Genomic DNA, 21,095 nt, shown 5'->3' with positions numbered 1-21,095 from the left:
ACAACGGTATAACCATACTGCACCATACGCATAGCGTATGGTTTTTTTATAAAATTAAAAACACTGATTCTTCCCTTTAAAAGACAGAATCAGTGTTTAATGTTTTTATACTATAAACTTATTTAATTAACGTAATTACTATTTTGTATGTTGACAATTTTCATCAAAAAACTTACCGCTTCTAATATCTTCTAACATACCTTCATATGGTGCGACATTAACAACCGTTTCATTATTTTGTCCTGCGTTACCAATATATGAAATCTTCGCAAATTCAGGTACGACTAATTTAGGATAAGTATCGTATTTTTCACGAGATGCTTCCATTAAATCAATATGATCATTTTGGTAAGTCACTGTAATTTCTGGATGCTCTTCAACCCATTTAGGGAAGAAAATGGTACCGTGCATAATCTGATTATTAGGTAAAAAATCTAATGCTACATCTGTACCTGTTGGTTCAGTCCAAGTTATTTTAAAAACACCCTCAGTTAATTTCACGATATTAGCCTCTTGATCTCTAACCCATCTACCAGCTACCATACCGCCATGTATACGATAATCAATCGTATGCTCATTTTTTACATACATCTCATATTCCCAACCATTATCATAAGTATAAATAAGATGTGTCCCTAAAAAATCTTCTAATGTTTCAAAATTATTAGTCATAAAAAGCTCCTTCCAAACATGTAATTAATTACATGTTTTTGATTACATATAAATGCTATACTTTATTCGATAAAACGTCAAGGAGGATGTTATGGCACAAAAAAACATATTACAATATGTATTACTAGGCCTTTTGAAAAATGAACGTATGTCTGGTTACGATATAAAAAAAGCTTTTGAACGTGATATTGGAGAATTTTGGCAAGCAAATCACAGTCAAATTTATCCTGAATTAAAAAAATTGCACGATCGTCTTTTAATTGATAAAACGATTGAAATAACAGGAGAAAAATTAGAAAAAAAGATATATGCTATTACTGATACAGGACGACAACTATTGAATGAATGGCTAGTTTCTCCAACGCCTGAGTTGTCAGTTCACAAAAATGAATTCAATTTAAAATTGTATTTTATCAATGATAAAAATGATCCTATATTGTCAGTAATGTTCGACGAGCAAATTCATTTACACGAATTAAAGTTAGCACATTTAAAAGAAAGACGTACGGCATTATTTAGCAACAAAGCATCTCAAGAACAACATTATGGGCATTATCTAGTATTAGATTATGCTATTGAAAGAGAGACACATCATATCAATTGGTTAAAATCTTGTCACCAAAATTTTAAGCATTAAAAAAAGCGTCTTTCTAAACAGTAACACTGTTAAGAAAGGCGCTTTTGATTTTTCAAGTTAACATAAAATCAAACTTTTCTATAACGTTTAAGCCCGATAATATTTAAAATGGTAAACACAATAATAAAGACGAATAATATACAAATATCAAACCAAATATATTCAAGCCCTTGTCCTTTTATCATAATGTGCGTCAATGCATCACCTGCATATCTTAAGGGAAATAGATAACCTATGAAACTTACCCAATTAGCAATATTTTCTAAAGGAATAATACCTGAGAAAAAGATTTGAGGAATTGCTACAATAGGTATAAACTGAATCATTTGGAACTCAGAATTAGCAAAAGTTGAAACAAATATTCCCATAGCCAATGCGGCCAATGCGATTAAAATATTAACCAATAATACCCACCATATACTACCTGCAAGTTCTATATTCAAGATAATAATCGCATAAAACACGATGAGTAACGTTTGTAATATAGCAAACAAACCATAACCAGCTAAATAGCCAAACACAATCTCACTTCTTTTAATCGACGTTGCTAATAAACGTTCAAGTGTACCTTTAGTACGTTCTCTAAGTAATCCAATACCAGAGATTAAAAATACGAAAAGGAAAACAAAGAAACCAATTAAAATTGGGAACATTTTATCAAAGTACGTACTATCCTCATCACCATATAGATAATGATGATCCAACTCCACATCCTCTGAGGCTTGCTTATTTCCTTGTTGCATATTACCTGGAATTTTTTCTACAATTTTCATCATATCTTGCATTTTATTTTTCTGAAGTGCATTAGCAAGTAATTGTTTCGTAGCATCAGTTTTACTAGGGTCTTCATTAGCATATGTTACTTCTATTTTAGACCCATCTTTCGTAATATAACTATCTAGCTCTGAATCTACCATCGTATTTTTTACAGAATCTGATGAATCAACCTTCTCTATATCCACTTTATCTGAAGGTAATTCATTTACAATTTTGTTAGGCACATGATCAGTAATACCAATTTTTAAATTTGTCTCTGAATTTGTATCAAAAACGAAATATAGCAATGTTAATACTAAAATCGGTGCGAACAACATTAAAGCCAATGTTCTTTTATCTCTCAATAATTCCTTAACAACTCTTATAAAAACGGCTTTAAATCTCATGATTTTACCTCCGTTTCAGCCTTTATAAATACTTCCTCTATAGAATCTACACCGAATTTTTCTTTCAGTTCTTTTGGTGTTCCCATAGTGAATAAACGGCCTTCCATAATCAATCCAATGTAATCACAGCGTTCCGCTTCTCCCATGACGTGCGTTGTCACAATCACTGATTTATTTTCCTCTGTGAGCAGGTTAAGTTGTTTCCATATATCTTTTCTAAGGCTCGGATCAATACCCACTGTTGGCTCATCTAATATAATTAAATTAGGATTTGACAGTAACGTAATCGCTAAAGACAATCTGCGCTTCATACCACCTGAAAATGTATTCACAATTTGATGTAATTCATTCTCTAAATTAACTAGCTTCATATTCTTATCAATCGCTTGTTTTAGCTTATCACCGTCTAAACCCATCAAATTACCGAAGAACACTAAATTTTCTCGAGCAGTTAACGATTCATATAGCGCGTCACTTTGCCCCATATAACCAATTTCATTAAGAATTTTACGGTCGGGTATACTAGTATCGAATATTTGAGCATGACCTTCATCCAATTTCTCCATACCCATAAGACACTTAATCGTTGTCGTTTTACCCGAACCACTTGGACCAATTAACCCTAAAATCTTTCCAAATGGTAATTCAATATCAATATGATCTAAAACTTTCTTTTTGTCATAATATTTTGTCGCGCATGTTAGTTTAGCTGCAACTTCAGACATGTTTAGCCCCCTTATTAGACATAGTGTCAATTATCGTTCATAATGCGATTATATACCTATAAAATATAAAAACAATAAAAAGGTTATCGTTACTGAACACATTAAAAAAATATGTCTAATAATATTAGGAGTGAAACGAATGACTGAAGAATTATTTACCGATGCCCGCATATTGAAGACGAAAAAAAACACCCGAAAAGCTTTAATAACGCTCTTAAAAACGAAAAGATTCGATGATATCTCGGTAAAAGATATCTGTAATGAAGCTAATGTAAGTAGAGGAACTTTTTATTTACATTACAAAGATAAATATGATTTAGTACATCAATATCAGCAAGAAATTATAAAAACTGGCAGTAAGAAAGTTCATAAATTTTTAAACTCAGACCGTCATTTATTTTTTTATCCCATGCTTAATTTTTGGAATAATGAAGCCGAACTTTTATTATTGCTCATCTCTAAAAGTGGTTCTACTGAAATCCAAAACCAAGTAAAATCAATGTTGCAAAAAAATGCAGAAAAAAATATTCTGCCTTCAGTAAAAACGATTAATTTAAGCGAAAGGGAACAACATTATTTTGTAATTTTTTTGAGCAACGCAATTTTTGGTATAATTCAAGACTGGGTAGATAACGGAAAACCAGAAACTACAGAGGAATTATCAACTATTATTAATAAGATTACCCCCGATTCGCTGTTGGGCTAAAATTTTCCGCCATCTTTCTTATTGCTATGTAAATCTTTATTTAATAAAATCATCGTGTCCAATCACGCTTATTGCATACGCATCATATGTTCACTAATAACAATGTTAAAAATTCTCCCACCACGTTTCACAAAAACAAAAAGAGGTAATGGAATCAATTTTTTGAAAATATGCTTTTATTGTACTCTCCTTTTTTTCACTTCATGTATCTCAACCTTATTCACAATAAATCCAGCTGCATAACTTACCATCATGCCACAATTCTAACAAAAGTGCTACACAACATTAAAAAAATTTACAAAGAATTAAAATTTGTATACTATGCTTAAAATTCCTATAAAAAAACTATTATTACACTTAGGCATAAAAAACTTTTAGTTAGGCATTTTTACGCAATTAATTAAGAAAACAATCTATATTGCATTTAACAAATTAAAGCAAATGTTTTAATTTTAAATTTCTAAAAAAGGAGTGTTTCACATGGAAGGAATCGTAGAAGCAATTGGCAACGCAGTAAATGCAGGTTTAGCACATGACTGGGCTACAATGGGCGTAAGCATCGCAGAGGTTTTAGGTAAAGGTGTAGACTTCATTTTAGGTTTCTTTAAATAAACATATGCATTAAAAAAGGCCTTTTCTAGAAACCCTTCTTAATTGAGGGGTTTCATAGAAAAGGTCTTTTAATATTTACCGCATTGTTTTCTACTTAAATTATTATATATTTTCCACTTGCACATTAACCTGATTAGAATTATGTGACTCTCCAATTGCTTCAATTTCTTCCAGTGTACGACCTCTTGATTCAGGAACAAATTTTTTCACAAATAATACACCAAGTATACAGATGACACCAAAGATTGCAAAAACAATTTGTTGTGAAAAGTATGCAGTCATAATTGGGAATAGAAGCCCAACTAAGAAAGAACCAATCCAATTTAATGATGATGCGCTACCCGAAGCAAAACCTCTAATTGCTAACGGGAATATTTCACCGACAATAACCCAAGTAAGTGGTGCCCATGTAAAGGAATAGAAGGCAACATAAATACTTAAAAAGATTACTATCAATATCGGATTCGCATTGGGTAAAAACATATGAATAATAGCAGGCAATATAAACGATAAGCCCATTACGGTACCACCTAGCATAAGTAATGTTCTTCTGTTAAACTTATCCGCTATCCAAATAAAGAGTAATGAGCCTAATACAAGTATAACACCTTGAATAATAGGCCACATAAGTGCATCACTCGCAGAATTGCCAGTTGCTTGTTCTACAATTAAGGGAATATAATAAAATATTGCATTCGCTCCTTGAAACTGTTGAAATGCTGCTACACCTAATCCGGCAACTACTAAATATTTATATTTACCATTAAATAATGTGGCTAATGACTGATTATTTTTCACATTATTCTCTTTTTGAATCGTCTTTTTAATTTCTTCAAATTCTTCATCTACTTTATGATTATTTCTAAGATTACTTAATACGAGTTTAGCTTCTTCAAACCTACTATTTTTAATTAAGAACCTTGGAGATTCTGGAAGTTTTAATACACCTAAGAATAAAATCAATGCCGGAATAGCCGCAATGCTCAACATTAATCTCCAACCAATTTCTATAGGTAATCCTCTTAAATAATAATCAACAATATAAGATAACAACATTCCTGATACGATCATAGTCTGATTCATACCTGATAACTGGCCACGATATTTCGCTGGTGCCATTTCAGACATATAAGCAGGAACTAATGCTGACGCTGCACCCACTGCCAAACCAAGTATAACTCTTGATAAAATCAAAAAGTAATTACCATCATGCGGTGCAATCCCTGACAAGATTGAACCAATAACGAAAATAATTGCTGAAATTAATATCATTTTTCTTCTACCTAGTTTATCCGACAGTTTACCAGCTAAAATACCACCAAATATCGCCCCCAACATAACTGAAGATGTAATTAAACCTATAATAAATCCACTTTCGATACCCCAGTTTTCTCTTAAAAATGGTAGCGCTCCAGTCATAACCCCTATATCATAACCGAATAATATACCACCGAATGCTCCAAAGAAATAGATAAAACGATTTGAAACCTTACTGTTAACTTTCATCCCATTCACCCTCTTTTTAATGAAAAACTTAATCACATATGCATCAATTCACGACAAACGCTTTTGACAATCAATTAATTAGCGTGTATTCGGCGTCAAACATTTTCAACAATATTTCTATTTGTAATCGTGTTAATTTCAGAGAAAGTACCGTGTGGTGTCCGCCGCCTTCTTCTATCCAACGTTTCACGCCTTTTTCTAGTGATGGTTTCACTTCCCATAGCACTCTAGCTACCGGCAAATGAGGAGCAGGTTCATCAAGTCTTTTAGCTTCTATTTCATTAATAATAAATTTATAATGTGTCCCTAAGTCAAGCATCGTTACGACAACGCCCTCACCTGATTTACCATCGAACACTAATCTTGCTGGGTCATGCTTATCACCTATACCTAGTGGATTCACAACAAGTTTCGGTTTCGTTTCGGCAAGTGTCGGATCGACCTCTAACATATGTGATCCTAGGATATGTGCATGACTGCTTCTTAAATCATACGTATAATCTTCCATAAATCCTGTTGCTTCATTTTCTGCAGCAATTTTCAATAAACGATCTAACGCTGCTGTCTTCCAATCCCCTTCGCCAGCAAATCCATATCCTTGTTCATTTAATCTTTGTACTGCTAAACCTGGTAATTGCTGCATACCATGTAGATCTTCAAAGTTTGAAGTGAAAGCAGTATACCCGCCTTCATCTAAAAATTGCTTAATCGCTATTTCGTATTTAATTTGTTCTTTTACAGAACTGTTAAATGCCGCTTCGCTATAATTTCTATAGTCAAATTCATATAAATTTTTGTATGTTTTAAATAATTCATCTACATCTTCATCAGAAACTTGATTAATGTATTCTACTAAATCACCGATACCATAATAATCAACAATCCAACCATATTGAATTTGTGCTTCTATCTTATCTCCTTCTGTGACTGCCACATTACGCATATTGTCACCAAATCTAGCAACTTTTAAATTAAAGCTTTCACTATAAGCATTAGCTATAAGCATCCAATCTCTTAATTGCTGTTGCACATTTGTATCTTTCCAATGTCCAAATATAACTTCATTATTTTTATTCAAACGCCGGTTAATATAACCATATTCTCTATCCCCATGTGCGGATTGATGTAGGTTCATATAATCCATATCGATGTTTTCCCAGGAAATATCTTCGTTGTATTGTGTCGCTAAATGTAATAGCGGTTTTTGTAATAATTTAGTACCTCTTATCCACATTTTTGCTGGTGAAAATGTATGCATCCAAGTAATAACGCCTAAAATATCATCACGATAATTGGCTTCTTTCATAATTTCAGTTATCACATCTGATGAGACTGCCAATTTAGGCTGTAATTCAATTTTAAAAGGTAATCGACCACTTTCATTCAACCCATCAGTGATGTTTTTAGCGTTTTGCTTAACCTGATCTAAAGCCTGTTCACCATATAGTGCTTGTGATCCGACTACAAACCAGAATTTCTTTATATTTGTCATTTTGTTTCCCCCTTATTGTTGTCCATAATAGGCGTTCTTTCCGTGTTTTCTTTCAAAGTGCTTGTCGAGTATTGCTTTAGGCAATGTTTCAGCAAATGGATTTAACTGGCGCGTAAATATATTCATTTTGCATATTTCTTCTAAAACAACTGCATTCATGACTGCTTTGTCACAGCTTTCTCCCCATATAAATGGTGCATGTCCATGTAGTAAAACAGCAGGCACTTCTTGTGGGTTTATCCCCTTTTCATCAAATGTTTCAACGATGACATTGCCTGTTTCATACTCATAATTTTTGTTTATTTCTTCTGTTGTTAAAAATCTTGCGCATGGAATATCTCCATAAAATGTATCCGCATGCGTGGTACCCATTGCAGGAACAGCCAATCCAGATTGCGCCCAAGTAGTTGCCCATGGTGAATGTGTATGGACCACACTACCAATATCGCCGAACTTTTTATACAACACTGCATGTGTTGGCATATCTGATGATGGTCTCAGATCCCCTTCAACAACTTCACAATCTAAATTACAAACAACCATATCCTCAGGCTTCATTTCATCATAATCAACGCCACTCGGTTTAATCACAAATAATTGTGATTCTGAATCAAAGGCACTGACATTACCCCAGGTATACTTAATTAGGCCACGGTCAGGTAATTCTAAATTCGCTTGATAGACTTCAGCTTTTAACGCTTCGAGCATTTATATCCCCTCCTAAATATTTAGTTACGGATTGTTCAATCGATAATCCTTTTTTCATTTTTTCTACATAATTATTAAAATTAATAACTTCTTGTTCTACTGGGTGTAATGTGCTAGCTTCCGTATTTATAAATACGGAGTCATTAAGGAATTCATCTAGCGGTACTTCAGTATCTAATGCGACATAATAAGCTAAAACACTAATGCCCCAAGCACCGCCTTCACTTGCGGTTTCCATAACTGTTATAGGCTGTTCAAGTGCAGAAGCTAGTACTTGTTGCGCGATTGCTTTCGTTTTAAATATTCCTCCATGAGCAATCAACTTATCTATGCTGATAGATTCATTTTCCTTTAGTAAATCCATGCCAATTTTCAAAGTACTAAAAGCACTAAATAAATGCATTTTCATAAAATTTGCTAAATTGAACTGATAATTTGGCTCTCGTATAAATAACGGGTAGCCCGTTTCTACCTCTGTTATATTCTCTCCAGAGACATAGTTATATGATAGTAAACCGCCTATATTATCATCACTACTTAATGAACGTTCGAAAATATGTCCGTACAACTCATCCGATGAAAAATCAACGCCCATGACGTTTAACACTTCACCGAATAAATTCATCCAATCATTAATGTCTGAAGTACAATTATTTGTATGAATCATAGCCACTTCACTACCATCAGGAGTTGTCACAACATCAATCTCTGGATACATATCTTTCAAAGCATTTGATAGTACGACCATGGCAAACGCACTTGTACCAGCAGATATATTACCTGTATTCTGAGCAACCGTATTTGTTGCAACCATACCTGTACCAGCGTCTCCTTCTGGTGGGCACATCAAAATACCAGCTTCAAGACTACCAGAAAGGTCTAATAACTTCGCTCCTTCTTCTGTAAGTAGCCCTCCACTTTCACCCGCTAATTTAATTTTAGGTAACACCTCTTCAACTGACTTTTCAAAATACTTTGTTTTAAAAATATAATTTGCTTCCTCTAACAAATCTTTCCTATAACTTTTTGTATCAATGTCTATAGGAAACATACCGGAAGCGTCACCTATACCTAAAACCTTCTCACCAGTTAAGTACCAATGTACATATCCAGCTAATGTAGTTAAATAAGATATTCGATTTATATGGGACTCTTTATCCAATATAGCCTGATACAAATGCGCAATACTCCAACGTTCAGGTATGTTAAATTGAAATGCTTCACTAAGTAACTTCGCTGCCTTAGCTGTATTCCCATTCCTCCAAGTCCTAAATGGCACGAGCAAGTCTTCGTTTTGATCAAATGCCAGATAGCCGTGCATCATACCACTAACGCCAATAGACCTTACTTCTCTTAGGATTAAATCATACTTTTCTTTGATTTCTACTGTCATTGCGCTATAACTCTTCTGCAAACCCACCCATATGTCATTAATAGAATATGTCCAATATCCATCAATGAATTGGTTCTCCCACTCAAAATGTCCAGAAGCAATAGTGTTTAAATTCTGATCTATAGCTACGGTTTTAATTCTTGTAGAGCCTAACTCAATACCTATTGAAATATCTTCACTCTTTAAATTCCGATTCAAGTCATACATGTTTTAACGCCCCCTTTGAAACCGTTTTCAAATACACCTTATATTATTTGTCCGTACATGTCAATATATAATATATTATGTCCGTACATGTAAGAGCGTAAAAAAAGACTCAAACCAACATCTTTATTGGTTTGAGTCAGTATTTATATTTTTTTCACTGAATTACGTTCTATAATATATGTATCTATGAGTTGTGAGGTTTGTTGTTTATCTGTATCTATTGCACTAATCATCCATTCAGCAGCTCTACTACCTAGTAATTCTTGTGGATGAGAAGTTGTAGTTAAATTCATCTCACTTAACTTACTCAATACTGAATTGTCTTGTCCTACAACCGATAAGTCATTCGGTATTTGTATATTTCTTTTTTTCAATTCCTGCATGACTTCATATGCAATAGCGTCGTTATAGCAAACTAAGCCAGTAATATTAATCTTTTTATTACAAATATGCTCTACAATTTGTTCGATTACTTGTAGTTTACTCTCAGTATCAAATGTATAGATATGTTCACCTTTAAATAGAATATGATTGTTTTCAAAGGCATTAAAATAACCCTTCATCCTTAGCTTACCTTGGTTGTCGTCAATTTTCGTAATCAACGCAATGTGCTCGTGCCCATGATCAATCAAATATTTAGTCGCTAAATAACCAGACTTCACATCATCAATTGCTGTATAAGGCAAACTCAATTCATCATATTTGGCATTTATCATTAAAATCGGAATGTCGCGTTGTTTGAATAGAGAATAATAAGATAGATTTGGATTATAAACATTACTTTTAGTAGGTTCTATAATTAATCCTGTCACACCTTGGTTCAACATCATTTCTAAGCATTTACGTTCTTCTTCATGATTATTATTAGTACTTGCTAGTATTAAGGAATAGTCATTTTTTCTTAACACATTTTCTATACCTCTAATGATACTCGGAAAAATATAATCCGATAAATATGTCACGATAACACCTATTTTTTTAGTTTCATTCGTTTGGCGCGCGTTCAAATAACTATAGCTCACATAAGAGCCTGAACCCTTTTTCTTTTTAATAAATCCCTCTTTAACAAGTACATCCATCGCCTGTCTTATCGTATAGCGACTCACATGATATCTATCCTGAAATTGTTTTTCTGTTGGTAGTAACATGCCGACTTGATACGTTTTATTTATTATTTTTTCCTTTATTTCATTCGCTACAATTTGATATTTGGGCTTATTCATAATTGAAAATCTCCTAATCGCACCAATATTTAGTAATAACGTATATTATAGCATACGTCTAATTTATTCTCTGAATCATTCGCTACAAAAAAATATAATTGTGCAACTTTTTATATAGATAAACTAAATAAACTCCGCATTTAGTATTATTGTCACTTCTACCCACTACAAGCACTCTTTATAACTTCGCGACTATGTGTATTTAGTCATAAGTTTTTTAGGTATGTGACAATAATCATTTGGAAATTTGGATAGTCGGTCTTGATGTGCTCTAGCACTTTTAACATAATTTGTTAAAGGTAACACTTCCGTTGCAATAAGGTGATGATTATCATGTAAATCTATAAAAGATTGCGCTTCTTTCAAGTGTTTAGGGTTTTCGCTATATAAACCAGTTCTATATTTCAAACCAATATCTTCCCCTTGCTTATTTACACTGTATGGATCAATAATTTCAAATAAATACCCCATCAACTTTGTTATGGTTACTTTTTCAGGGTCAAAGTCTGTCTTAACAACTTCCACATAACCGTCATACTCCCCTTCTAAAGTATTCGAAGTACCGTTAGCTCTACCCGCCTCAGTATTAACAACACCAGGAAGTGTTTTGACGAAGGCTTGTACGCCCCATAAACACCCACCTGCTAAATAAACAGTTTCCATCATTATCACTCCTATTGCTTCTTATATTTAATAAAGTATAGTAATTCTCACAGGATATCTCAATAACTTCTATTTATACTAGTCTTGTCTTTTTACGAACAGTAAAATCAACTCATATTATACGATTTAACAATAAAGTTTTTACAAATAGCAGTGGAAGCGTAATTAATTCCAGCTAATATTTGTATTAAACATATTTTCCATCAAATAATTCCACCAGTCTATTAATCGTTTAATTAAAATATTGAATTTAGTCAAATTTATAAATTGAATATTATCCCTTTTTTGTTACAATGTAATAAGGAGAATTTTGTGCTTTTATTCAAAGTATAAACTGTTCTTATATTAAATAAAATGTGATGCATACTTTTTACGCGAACCACTATAACCCAAAATTAATATAAATGAATAACGATAAAAATCAATTAGAGGAGAATAGTATTATGGATTACAGAGTATTATTGTATTATAATTATACAACTATTGAAGACCCCGAAACTTTTGCCACAGAACATTTAGAATTTTGTAAAGAATTAGAGCTTAAGGGCCGTATTTTAGTATCGACAGAAGGCATTAATGGTACAGTCTCAGGTACGATTGAAGCTACCGATAAATATATGGCTGCATTAAAATCTGATGACAGATTTCAAGATATTACTTTTAAAGTTGATGAAGCTGAAGGACATGCTTTCAAGAAAATGCATGTTCGCCCAAGACAAGAAATCGTAGCTTTAGACCTTGAAGACGACGTCAATCCAAGAGAATTAACTGGTGATTATTTATCTCCAAAAGAATTTAGAGAAGCATTACTAGACGACGATACAATCGTTATCGACGCGAGAAATGATTACGAATATGACCTTGGTCATTTCCGTGGTGCAGTTCGTCCTGATATTACAAGATTCAGAGATTTACCTGATTGGATTAAAGAAAACAAAGATCAATTTATGGATAAAAAAATTGTAACTTACTGTACTGGCGGTATTCGTTGTGAAAAATTCTCAGGTTATTTATTAAAAGAAGGCTTCGAAAATGTGAGTCAACTTGAAGGTGGCATAGCTACTTACGGTAAAGATCCAGAAACAAAAGGTGAATTTTGGGACGGTAAGATGTATGTTTTTGATGAACGTATCAGTGTTGAAGTAAACCATGTAGATAAGACAGTTGTAGGTAAAGAGTGGTTTGATGGTACGCCATGTGAACGCTATATCAACTGTAGCAATCCTGAGTGTAATAAACAAATTCTCGTGTCAGAAGAGAATGAAGCACGTTACTTAGGAGCTTGCTCTCATGAATGTGCCGCGCATGAAAATAATCGCTACGTAAAAAAACATGATATTAGTGACGAAGAAAAAGCTAACCGCTTAGAAAACTTCAAAGAATTAGTAAATCAATAAAAGCATTAAGCACATATTAACATATTGATTGTACTGACAGACTAACTCTAAGTGTATTTCAACTTAATCGATATTTCTAAAATCCTATTTAAAGCTGAGACATAAGCATGTCTCAGCTTTTTTCTGTTATACATTAATATATCATCATTATTTCTTCAATCTATGTAAAACGGGTATATAACATGTATTAAATTAAAAAATGGGAGATGAGGGTCATGACTCACCAAAAAATTGTGCCACATTTATGGTTTGATACTGAAGCAGAACAAGCCTTTGACTTTTATAAAAATATATTTCCAGAAACACATCTTATTACAGAGGTCACGCTGAAAGACACCCCGTCTGGAGACGCTAACCAGCTCATTTTCGATATTTATGGCTTCCGTTTTATGGCAATTAACGCTGGACCATATTTTGTAAAGAATCCTTCGATTTCTTTTACAGTTTTATTTAAACAATCTGAGACAAATTTATTAGAAGATATTTATCAAAAATTAATAGAAAATGGCAGAGCGGTTATGCCTTTAGCTCAATATGATTTCAGTGAAAAATATGGTTGGGTTCAGGACCAATTTGATGTTTCTTGGCAATTACTCGTAACTGATCAAACATTTGAACATCGTATAACACCCTCAATCATGTTTATGAACGAAAATAACGGACGCGCTGAAGAAGCAATGAATTTTTATACTCATGTATTTAAGCAAAGCGAACAAGGATATAAATTTTATTATCCAAAGGGTTTGGAACCGAATAGCATATCTCACTTAGCATATGCAACATTCAAACTTGAAGATCAATGGTTCACTTGCATGGATAGCGCATATAAATATGACTTTCAATTCAATGAAGGTATATCTCTGCTAATCACTGCAGAAGACCAAGCAGAGATTGATGCTTATTGGGATAAACTTTCTGCCGTTCCTGAAGCTGAACAATGTGGCTGGGTTAAAGATAAATTTGGGCTTTCATGGCAAATTGCACCTAAACAAATGGACGAAATGATTAGTAAAGGAACACCTGAACAAATCAAACGTGTTACAGAAGCATTGTTAAAAATGAAAAAGTTCGATATTGCAACATTAGAGCAAGCCTTTCACAACGAATGAGGATAATCTACTATTCAAAAATAGAGGTCGGTGACTTAACCAACCTCTACTTTTTGCTTACGCTTTATTTTTTTGGTAAATAAGTCCTAAAGCACCTGATTCAAACGTTTTGCTATCAATTAATTTCAAATCTACTTGTTCATGTATGTTTTGAAATAATGGCAATCCTTTACCAATCAGTGTAGGCGAAACAGTCATTTTATATTCATCTACTACATCCAATTGCATCAAATAATGTGCGAATCGAGGGCTTCCCAATACTACAATATCTTTACCTTCTTGTTGCTTCATATGAATAATTTCATCTTTAACATTCTTTTTAACTAATCGTGAGTTATGCCAATCGACACGATTCAAACCTTTAGAAAATATGACTTTTTCAACATTTTCAATCCATTTCGCGTGATTAAGTTCATGTTTAGAAGCATTTTCATTTGATGATACGGTTGGCCAATAATCATACATCATTTCATAGGTTTTGCGTCCCCAAACAATTGTGTCTGCAGTTTGCAACACTTCATTAGCAAAATCTTCCAATTCATGATTGTAAGCAATCCATCCAATATCCATGGCACCTTGTGGTCCTTCAACAAAACCGTCCAAAGAACTGTGCAAGAACACTACAAGTTTTCTCATATTCATTACCCCTATCTATATTCCAAAAATTTGTGTATCTTTAAAATTTTCATTAAAAACTACGCGTTGTATTATTTTATGTATACCCATATTTACATCGATCATTGATTGAGTTTAAAGAAATTGTCAAAAATAAAAAATAACGGCTGAGACATTTGTGTGCCCCAACCGTTATCTTATTATTAAAGTTTATAATCTTTTTGATACCGAATATCTATATTATGCAGTTACCCATTGTGAAGGGCCAACTTCATCATATAATTTTTGTGCTGCAGCGTCTTGTACTGCTTCTGGTGCATTACCAGCTGGTTGACCTTGATATTGAGCTGGTGCTACTGAATCCCATGTGCTTTGTAAGAATTGGAACTTACCTGAAGCGCCTGATGATGGATTTGTAGCATGAATATCGCCACCAGATTCACGTTGTGCGATTTGTTGTAAGTGTGAATTCACACCTGATGAACCTTCTGAAGCTTCATCTGAGGATTCGTTTGAGCTAGCTGAAGATTGTGTAGTTGTTTCTTGTTGTGGTTGTTGAGCTGACTCTTGTTTTGGTGCACTTTGTTGAGTTGATTGTTGTGCTTGTTCAGATTGCCCACTTGAAGCTTGTTCAGTTTGTGCCGCTTGTCCACTTTGTTGTCCACTGTTATCTGTATTTTGTGCTGATGAGCTAGTTGAACCTTCTCCTGATCCTTCACCATAGCTCCAGCTAAAGTTTTCACCATCTGAAGTAAAGTTGTAGTTTACTCCGTCTTGATTAAAGTTATAGTTATACGAACCATCATGTAATGCTGATTCATTTAATTGTTCTGGGTTATTTTGAGCTTGTTGTGCTAAATTTGCTTGATCAATATTTTGTTCTGATGCATCCGCTGAATTTCCTGCTGCTAATCCTGTCACACCTAGTCCTACTGCTAATGTTGATGCAATTACTGTTTTTTTCATTATTAATAATCCTCCTAAGAGATAATTTCCATTTTTAGATTTAAAAATTAGATTGCAATTCCAACAAAGGAAAATATTTACTTTTTACAACTAATTTGTAATTACTACTATAACACCCATAAAAAGCTCATAGGTTACAGCCAAATTAAAAAACAATCGATTTTTTACATCATCATTACGTTAAAAAGTACGTTAATCATACATATATGACTACTTAAAAACTTTCACAAAGGCAAAAAAGTGTATTTATACACTTTTAGTTATGTAACATGCTTGTAATTAGTGTGAAAATAATACCTACATAGCTCTTATTTTTCACACATTTAAAAGAGTAACCTAGAATATATCAATAGCTAAAATATTCCATTTTAGCTATTACAGAATTATATTTATATATGACTATCTAACAAATTATACCTTTATCCAATTCCCAAATTCCAAATAAAAAACAATTTTTTATAGAGAATTATCTTATTTCGAACAACTTAAATTATATTAATATTAGCTGACTTACTAAGTTCACATAAATGCATTAAGCATAAACAAATAAGAGGCTAGAACATTTATTAATGTCCTAGCCTCTTAAAATTCATATAATCAAAATTTGAAATTCTATTTTATTATGCAGTTACCCATTGTGAAGCGCCAACTTCGTTGTAAAGTTTAACTGCTGCAGCATCTTGTACTGATTCAGGTGCTTCTGTTGGAGATACACCTTTATATTGAGCTGGTGCTACTGAATCCCATGTGCTTTGTAAGAATTGATATTTACCTGCTGCACCTGATGATGGGTTAACAGCTTTTAAGTCGCCGCCTGATTCACGTTGCGCGATTGCTTGTAAATGAGAGTTAACATTTACTGATGAACCTTCTGAAGCTTCACTTGAGCTTGATTCATTTGAAGAAGTTGAAGCTTTTTGAGTTGTTTCTTGTTTTGGTTGTTGAGTTTGTTCAGTTTGTGGAGCAGCTTGTTGAGCTGGTTGCTCAGTTGATGCTTGCTCTGTTTGTTGTGGTTGAGCTTGTTGAGTTGGTTGTTCAGCTTGTGCTGGTTGCTCTGCTGAAGCATTACCTTGACCATAGCTCCAAGTCCAATATTGACCGTCTGATTGGAAGCTATAGTTTAAATTATTATGATTAAAGTTAATGTTATAAGCACCTTCTTGTACTGGCGCTTCGTTTAATGATTCTGGATTAGTTTGTGCTTGTTGAGCTAATTGTGCTTTATCTACACCTTGCTCTGAAGCGTCTGCTGAATTTCCTGCTGCGAAACCTGTTACACCTAATCCTACTGCTAATGTTGATGCTACTACTGTTTTTTTCATTATTAATAATCCTCCCAGAAGATAATTTTCGTTTTTATTTTTAAAATTGTTATTGAATTTCAATTACCTAAACACATAGATAATTTACTGCTTCAATTAATTCACAAATAGTACTATAACATCCATAAAACTCCTGTAGGTTACAATGAAATTAAAATAACAGACGTCTTTTTTACATCCTAATTACATACAATCTAGTTAATTTTATGACAAAATCTTTTTTGAAAACTGCCATGAAAGTCTCTATAGTTTATCTATCAATGTATATCTTTGTAACATTAATGTAATTAGTGCGAAAACTCTGCTCTTTTTCTACTAATTATTGATTTAAATTTAAACAAACATAATAAAAGGTACATTAATTTGGATTATCCAAACAACATACCTTTTATACAATAATCATATGAATCAAACCGTTTAATTTCTCGGGAAATACACTGTCATCGTCGTGCCTTCTCCAAATGTGCTATCAACAGAAATTTCACCACCTATTTGTTTAGCTAATGTCGACGCAATATATAACCCTAACCCAGATCCACCAGTTTCTTTATTTCTTGAGTTATCTACTCTATAAGTTCTATCAAAAATATATTTTAAATGTACGTCCTTTATACCTATGCCCTCGTCTTTCACTGAAATGCCTAACATATTACGTTCATGTTCAAATACTGTAATGGTCACTACTTTATCAGTATCTGAAAATTTTAATGCGTTATCTATAAAATTCGTAACAATTCGTTCCAATGCGATCTTATCTTGATAGAAAGCTTTTATATTGAGTGGCATATTAACTTCTAATTGTCTCTTGTTCTTTTTCAAACACTGTTGATATGATTCCAAAATAGGCATTAATAATTGATCAATATTGATTCGCGTATCGGAGCGCTTATTATTTACAGACATGACATCTGTTAAGTCATCAAACATTTGATTTAAACGGTCTGCTTGTCTAATAAGTACTTGATAAGCATCTTGCTTGGCTAATTCAGTATAAATTATGCCGTCATTAAGCCCTTCTGAATAGGACTTAATACTAGCTAGCGGTGTTTTTAAGTCATGCGCTAAATTCTGAACCATATATAATTTTTCATCTTGTTCTGCTTAAATTTGATTCATTTGGTTATCGATTTTTATAGTCATTTGGTTAAAGGCATCACTTAATTCTTTTAATTCTTTCGGTGATTGAATATTTAAATCTTCGACTTTATAATTACCTTTAGCAATTTGATCAGTGCGGTCATTTAACTTTTCAATTTTATAAATCATTGGAACAGAGAAAAATATCGCGATAGCCATTGTCATCATGCTTGATACAAAAGAACAAAGTGTCAGTAATATAGTTTGATGCACATCGAACCACATTAATTTGTATAATATAAAAACCAAAAGCGTCGTTATAAATAAGGACCCCATGAATGAATAAATTAATTGCTTACGGATCGTCATTTAAACACTCCTTTGAAACTTATAACCGAGTCCCCAAACTGTCGAAATCGTGTATTCATTAAAATGACTACTTTCCAATTTCTCTCTAATACGATGAATGTGGACATTAAGTGAATTGACATCTTCGTAAAATTCATAACCCCAAACTTCTTCGATTAATGAAGTTTTTGAAATAGCTTCATCTTCATGCGTCACAAAATACCAAAGTAACTCAAACTCTTTAATACGAAATGGTACAGCCTCACCATTAATTTCTACTATTTTAGTTATATTATTCAATTTAAGATTACCACAACAGATAACTTCATGTTTTTTAGGTTTCGTTGCTACTCTATCTAACAAATTTTTCGCTCGTATCACTAGTTCTCTTGGACTAAATGGTTTTTTTACATAATCATCTGCGCCTAACATTAGCCCCAAAATTGTATCAGACTCACTTGTTTTAGCCGTTAAATAAATGTATGGAATATCTAATTGCTGTGCTTTCATTTCTTTAACCACGTCATAACCATCCACTTCAGGCATCATAATGTCTAACACCATTAAATCTATAGATTCATCTAAGAATCCAAGTACTTCTTTACCATTTTCGGCAAGGGTTACTTGATAACCCTCAAATTCAAAATAGGTTTTACAGATTTCTCTAATATCTTTTTCATCATCCGCTATAAGTATGTGGGGCATTGTCATCATTCCTTAATTGTTTTCTTTTTATAAAATGATTTAAGCTTATTGAATTTATTATCTCTTTATTCATTAATATAATTATAAAGAAAAACAATTGAATTGGGTATGTGAAAATCATATCTGCAAGAATATAATTTAACATTATAAACACACCAAAAAAGCTTGCTGTATATGAAAGTACACCAAGAATCAGACTAAGACCTATAGCAATCTCTCCAAGTTGCACCATCCATTTAAATATTTCTAGATGATTTGCCACAACTGCTTCAAAGAAAAATTTAAACCAAGCTGGGGAATCCTGGTTTTCTTTAATTACTGATACTAAACCATCTATCGCAAAACCACCTGTTAATTTTTCATAACCTTGAAATAGCATATAAAAACCAGAACCTAATCGAATCATCAACAATATCATTTTTGATATCATCCTATTACTCCACTCCTTTATAATATAATGTGGATTGACCCAACTTATCATCTAGAAGTCAATCCACATACTAATTGGTTATTATTTTAGTTCTGCTGAACCAAAGGTTACATGAGCTTTGTCACAGTATATTGTTACGGTGTTATATTCATCGGTATTTATGCCTTTTAAATCAAATGTTTGCTCTGATTTGTCATAATCAACTTTGTCGATTTTCTTCCCTTTTTTAATATCGCCATCTTTAGTGATGTACACATGTAAATCTGGGCCTTTGGATGATTTGAAATCTTTTAACATCAGTTTATTATCATGAATCATCACCTTGCCTTCTACTTTTTCTTTATTTTCTCCTTTAAACATACCTTCCTTCATACTTTTACTTTCACTCATATCTTTATTATCCATTTTTGTCTCAGATTTTGTTTTTTCTTCCATATCTTCTTTCTTAGTGTCCATATTATTACATGCTCCTAGTAACAATGATGTCGCTACCGTTCCCGAAATAAATAATGTTTTTATGTTCATAATATATACCTACTTTCAATTTATTTTTTTCATAGTTTTATAATACGGCGCGAATAAATCATTTAACATTAACTGATTATTAACGTTTCTTAACTCATTCTTAAATATAGAGATCATTTCAGTTAAGATTTAAATAACATCATCAACATCTATAGTTCTAATCAATTAAGTAACAACTATTTATCTAGTCGCGTTCAAACAAATGCACATAAAAAAGCTACGGAATCAATTTAGTTAATTGATTCCGTAGCGCTTTATCATGGTAACTGTAACAATATAAATACTAGTTAATCACTAATTTATCCACCGATGATTAGCTTGAAATTGAAAGTGCTACTTATCTCGATAATGCAATTTCAATATGTGCTAAATGATGGTTTTCATGCCACGCCAATTTAGCTAATTTTGTAGCAACTGTGATCTCGCCACTATCTTTAAGCGTGAATTTACGTTCTAATTGATCTTTATCAATATGATTACCTAATGCTACAATGCGTGCATTAATCCCCTCTAACATTTGAAGCGCATATTCAATAGGGGCTGAACTATCTGCCAACTCTACCCATTTCTCTTGATTGAATGGTGGGACGATTGGATTATTATCTGTTAATGCTAATTTCAATCTTTGATACATATTGAGTTGTGAGTCTGCAATATGGTGAACCAACTGACGTACATTCCAACTTCCATCACGATACGTTTTATTTAATGCTTCATCTGTGATATTTTCAACTACATCTCTTAAACGCTGTGTATAATTGTCGATTTCTGCTAGCCATTTTTGAACATCACCTAATGTTACATTTTCAGGTATGTCTAATTTACCAATTGGAAATCTTACATCCATATTAAATCACCTAATCATTCATTATTTTTATCCACTTATGACTGTTA

Annotated in this window: 21 protein-coding genes and 1 pseudogene; 5 read left to right on the top strand and 17 right to left on the bottom strand. The window is 32.8% G+C overall.

Annotation, left to right across the window (positions count from 1 at the left end; genetic code table 11):
* Positions 1-138 precede the first annotated feature (138 nt).
* A complete protein-coding gene (locus D9V42_RS06320; protein WP_122063951.1) occupies positions 139-672 on the bottom strand; it encodes a phenolic acid decarboxylase in 534 nt (177 codons plus the stop codon).
* A 91-nt stretch (positions 673-763) separates the two neighbouring features.
* Between D9V42_RS06320 and D9V42_RS06315 the strand changes: the two genes are divergently transcribed.
* Positions 764-1,309 (top strand): PadR family transcriptional regulator, encoded by a 546-nt coding sequence (locus D9V42_RS06315; protein WP_122063948.1) that lies wholly within the window; start codon positions 764-766, stop codon positions 1,307-1,309.
* 68 nt (positions 1,310-1,377) lie between these two features.
* Here D9V42_RS06315 and D9V42_RS06310 read toward each other — a convergent pair whose 3' ends face one another.
* Together D9V42_RS06310 and D9V42_RS06305 are read right to left on the bottom strand one after the other, a co-directional pair.
* Positions 1,378-2,472 carry an ABC transporter permease gene (locus tag D9V42_RS06310; protein WP_122063946.1) on the bottom strand — a complete coding sequence of 365 codons (1,095 nt, stop codon included), beginning with the start codon at positions 2,470-2,472 and terminating at the stop codon, positions 1,378-1,380.
* Positions 2,469-3,197: an ABC transporter ATP-binding protein gene (locus tag D9V42_RS06305; RefSeq protein ID WP_122063943.1), complete on the bottom strand. Its 729-nt coding sequence runs from the start codon at positions 3,195-3,197 to the stop codon at positions 2,469-2,471. The genes D9V42_RS06310 and D9V42_RS06305 overlap by 4 nt, the downstream gene beginning before the upstream one ends.
* Positions 3,198-3,336: 139 nt before the next feature.
* On the opposite strand from D9V42_RS06305, the gene D9V42_RS06300 reads away from it, so the two are divergent.
* Both D9V42_RS06300 and D9V42_RS06295 read left to right on the top strand, forming a co-directional pair.
* Positions 3,337-3,903 carry a TetR/AcrR family transcriptional regulator gene (locus D9V42_RS06300; RefSeq protein ID WP_122063940.1) on the top strand — a complete coding sequence of 189 codons (567 nt, stop codon included), beginning with the start codon at positions 3,337-3,339 and terminating at the stop codon, positions 3,901-3,903.
* 480 nt (positions 3,904-4,383) lie between these two features.
* Entirely contained in the window at positions 4,384-4,515 is a 132-nt protein-coding gene (locus D9V42_RS06295; RefSeq protein ID WP_107556055.1) for a beta-class phenol-soluble modulin, read from the top strand.
* 102 nt (positions 4,516-4,617) lie between these two features.
* Here D9V42_RS06295 and D9V42_RS06290 read toward each other — a convergent pair whose 3' ends face one another.
* The 6 genes from D9V42_RS06290 to D9V42_RS06265 all read right to left on the bottom strand — a co-directional run bounded on the left by D9V42_RS06290 (position 4,618) and on the right by D9V42_RS06265 (position 11,707).
* The gene (locus D9V42_RS06290; protein ID WP_122063937.1) at positions 4,618-6,021 is read right to left on the bottom strand and encodes a sugar porter family MFS transporter; all 1,404 of its coding nucleotides are present in this window, start codon (positions 6,019-6,021) and stop codon (positions 4,618-4,620) included.
* A gap of 70 nt (positions 6,022-6,091) precedes the next feature.
* Positions 6,092-7,513 carry an L-arabinose isomerase gene (gene araA, locus D9V42_RS06285; RefSeq protein ID WP_122063934.1) on the bottom strand — a complete coding sequence of 474 codons (1,422 nt, stop codon included), beginning with the start codon at positions 7,511-7,513 and terminating at the stop codon, positions 6,092-6,094.
* 12 nt (positions 7,514-7,525) lie between these two features.
* Positions 7,526-8,221, bottom strand: coding sequence for an L-ribulose-5-phosphate 4-epimerase (locus D9V42_RS06280; protein WP_107556058.1), 696 nt, complete (start codon positions 8,219-8,221; stop codon positions 7,526-7,528).
* Positions 8,199-9,821: a xylulokinase gene (locus tag D9V42_RS06275; RefSeq protein WP_122063932.1), complete on the bottom strand. Its 1,623-nt coding sequence runs from the start codon at positions 9,819-9,821 to the stop codon at positions 8,199-8,201. The genes D9V42_RS06280 and D9V42_RS06275 overlap by 23 nt, the downstream gene beginning before the upstream one ends.
* 143 nt (positions 9,822-9,964) lie before the next feature.
* Positions 9,965-11,044 (bottom strand): GntR family transcriptional regulator, encoded by a 1,080-nt coding sequence (locus tag D9V42_RS06270; RefSeq protein ID WP_107556060.1) that lies wholly within the window; start codon positions 11,042-11,044, stop codon positions 9,965-9,967.
* Between the two features lie 192 nt (positions 11,045-11,236).
* Positions 11,237-11,707 (bottom strand): peptide-methionine (S)-S-oxide reductase, encoded by a 471-nt coding sequence (locus tag D9V42_RS06265; protein ID WP_122063930.1) that lies wholly within the window; start codon positions 11,705-11,707, stop codon positions 11,237-11,239.
* Between the two features lie 443 nt (positions 11,708-12,150).
* Between D9V42_RS06265 and trhO the strand changes: the two genes are divergently transcribed.
* The gene (gene trhO / locus D9V42_RS06260; RefSeq protein WP_122063927.1) at positions 12,151-13,104 is read left to right on the top strand and encodes an oxygen-dependent tRNA uridine(34) hydroxylase TrhO; all 954 of its coding nucleotides are present in this window, start codon (positions 12,151-12,153) and stop codon (positions 13,102-13,104) included.
* Between the two features lie 215 nt (positions 13,105-13,319).
* Positions 13,320-14,213: a VOC family protein gene (locus D9V42_RS06255; protein ID WP_122063924.1), complete on the top strand. Its 894-nt coding sequence runs from the start codon at positions 13,320-13,322 to the stop codon at positions 14,211-14,213.
* A 57-nt stretch (positions 14,214-14,270) separates the two neighbouring features.
* Here the strand turns inward: D9V42_RS06255 and D9V42_RS06250 are convergent, their stop codons facing one another.
* The 8 genes and pseudogenes from D9V42_RS06250 to D9V42_RS06215 all read right to left on the bottom strand — a co-directional run bounded on the left by D9V42_RS06250 (position 14,271) and on the right by D9V42_RS06215 (position 21,048).
* On the bottom strand, positions 14,271-14,849 hold the full coding sequence (locus D9V42_RS06250) for a dihydrofolate reductase family protein (protein WP_122063922.1): 579 nt from the start codon (positions 14,847-14,849) through the stop codon (positions 14,271-14,273).
* Positions 14,850-15,068: 219 nt separating this feature from the next.
* The gene (locus D9V42_RS06245) at positions 15,069-15,794 is read right to left on the bottom strand and encodes a transglycosylase family protein (RefSeq protein ID WP_122063919.1); all 726 of its coding nucleotides are present in this window, start codon (positions 15,792-15,794) and stop codon (positions 15,069-15,071) included.
* 620 nt (positions 15,795-16,414) lie between these two features.
* Positions 16,415-17,116 (bottom strand): transglycosylase family protein, encoded by a 702-nt coding sequence (locus tag D9V42_RS06240; protein ID WP_107555632.1) that lies wholly within the window; start codon positions 17,114-17,116, stop codon positions 16,415-16,417.
* A gap of 417 nt (positions 17,117-17,533) precedes the next feature.
* Positions 17,534-18,562 (bottom strand): annotated as a pseudogene (locus D9V42_RS15740) (HAMP domain-containing sensor histidine kinase).
* Positions 18,563-19,246, bottom strand: coding sequence for a response regulator transcription factor (locus D9V42_RS06230; protein ID WP_122063916.1), 684 nt, complete (start codon positions 19,244-19,246; stop codon positions 18,563-18,565).
* On the bottom strand, positions 19,221-19,673 hold the full coding sequence (locus tag D9V42_RS06225; protein ID WP_233665325.1) for a DoxX family membrane protein: 453 nt from the start codon (positions 19,671-19,673) through the stop codon (positions 19,221-19,223). The genes D9V42_RS06230 and D9V42_RS06225 overlap by 26 nt, the downstream gene beginning before the upstream one ends.
* A gap of 84 nt (positions 19,674-19,757) precedes the next feature.
* A complete protein-coding gene (locus D9V42_RS06220; RefSeq protein WP_122063910.1) occupies positions 19,758-20,201 on the bottom strand; it encodes a DM13 domain-containing protein in 444 nt (147 codons plus the stop codon).
* A gap of 337 nt (positions 20,202-20,538) precedes the next feature.
* A complete protein-coding gene (locus tag D9V42_RS06215; RefSeq protein WP_122063907.1) occupies positions 20,539-21,048 on the bottom strand; it encodes a YfiT family bacillithiol transferase in 510 nt (169 codons plus the stop codon).
* Between the last annotated feature and the right edge of the window lie 47 nt (positions 21,049-21,095).

Origin of the sequence: Staphylococcus pseudoxylosus (assembly GCF_003697915.1) — a bacterium.
GTDB lineage: Bacteria > Bacillota > Bacilli > Staphylococcales > Staphylococcaceae > Staphylococcus > Staphylococcus pseudoxylosus.
This window is presented reverse-complemented; position numbering and strand designations above follow the sequence as displayed.

Excerpts from the sequence above, each read along its gene's own strand:
- D9V42_RS06320 (WP_122063951.1), bottom strand. The coding sequence starts at position 672 with ATGACTAATAATTTTGAAACATTAGAAGATTTTTTAGGGACACATCTT.
- D9V42_RS06315 (WP_122063948.1), top strand. The coding sequence starts at position 764 with ATGGCACAAAAAAACATATTACAATATGTATTACTAGGCCTTTTGAAA.
- D9V42_RS06310 (WP_122063946.1), bottom strand. The coding sequence starts at position 2,472 with ATGAGATTTAAAGCCGTTTTTATAAGAGTTGTTAAGGAATTATTGAGA.
- D9V42_RS06305 (WP_122063943.1), bottom strand. The coding sequence starts at position 3,197 with ATGTCTGAAGTTGCAGCTAAACTAACATGCGCGACAAAATATTATGAC.
- D9V42_RS06300 (WP_122063940.1), top strand. The coding sequence starts at position 3,337 with ATGACTGAAGAATTATTTACCGATGCCCGCATATTGAAGACGAAAAAA.
- D9V42_RS06295 (WP_107556055.1), top strand. The coding sequence starts at position 4,384 with ATGGAAGGAATCGTAGAAGCAATTGGCAACGCAGTAAATGCAGGTTTA.
- D9V42_RS06290 (WP_122063937.1), bottom strand. The coding sequence starts at position 6,021 with ATGAAAGTTAACAGTAAGGTTTCAAATCGTTTTATCTATTTCTTTGGA.
- araA (WP_122063934.1), bottom strand. The coding sequence starts at position 7,513 with ATGACAAATATAAAGAAATTCTGGTTTGTAGTCGGATCACAAGCACTA.
- D9V42_RS06280 (WP_107556058.1), bottom strand. The coding sequence starts at position 8,221 with ATGCTCGAAGCGTTAAAAGCTGAAGTCTATCAAGCGAATTTAGAATTA.
- D9V42_RS06275 (WP_122063932.1), bottom strand. The coding sequence starts at position 9,821 with ATGTATGACTTGAATCGGAATTTAAAGAGTGAAGATATTTCAATAGGT.
- D9V42_RS06270 (WP_107556060.1), bottom strand. The coding sequence starts at position 11,044 with ATGAATAAGCCCAAATATCAAATTGTAGCGAATGAAATAAAGGAAAAA.
- D9V42_RS06265 (WP_122063930.1), bottom strand. The coding sequence starts at position 11,707 with ATGGAAACTGTTTATTTAGCAGGTGGGTGTTTATGGGGCGTACAAGCC.
- trhO (WP_122063927.1), top strand. The coding sequence starts at position 12,151 with ATGGATTACAGAGTATTATTGTATTATAATTATACAACTATTGAAGAC.
- D9V42_RS06255 (WP_122063924.1), top strand. The coding sequence starts at position 13,320 with ATGACTCACCAAAAAATTGTGCCACATTTATGGTTTGATACTGAAGCA.
- D9V42_RS06250 (WP_122063922.1), bottom strand. The coding sequence starts at position 14,849 with ATGAGAAAACTTGTAGTGTTCTTGCACAGTTCTTTGGACGGTTTTGTT.
- D9V42_RS06245 (WP_122063919.1), bottom strand. The coding sequence starts at position 15,794 with ATGAAAAAAACAGTAATTGCATCAACATTAGCAGTAGGACTAGGTGTG.
- D9V42_RS06240 (WP_107555632.1), bottom strand. The coding sequence starts at position 17,116 with ATGAAAAAAACAGTAGTAGCATCAACATTAGCAGTAGGATTAGGTGTA.
- D9V42_RS06230 (WP_122063916.1), bottom strand. The coding sequence starts at position 19,246 with ATGCCCCACATACTTATAGCGGATGATGAAAAAGATATTAGAGAAATC.
- D9V42_RS06220 (WP_122063910.1), bottom strand. The coding sequence starts at position 20,201 with ATGAACATAAAAACATTATTTATTTCGGGAACGGTAGCGACATCATTG.
- D9V42_RS06215 (WP_122063907.1), bottom strand. The coding sequence starts at position 21,048 with ATGGATGTAAGATTTCCAATTGGTAAATTAGACATACCTGAAAATGTA.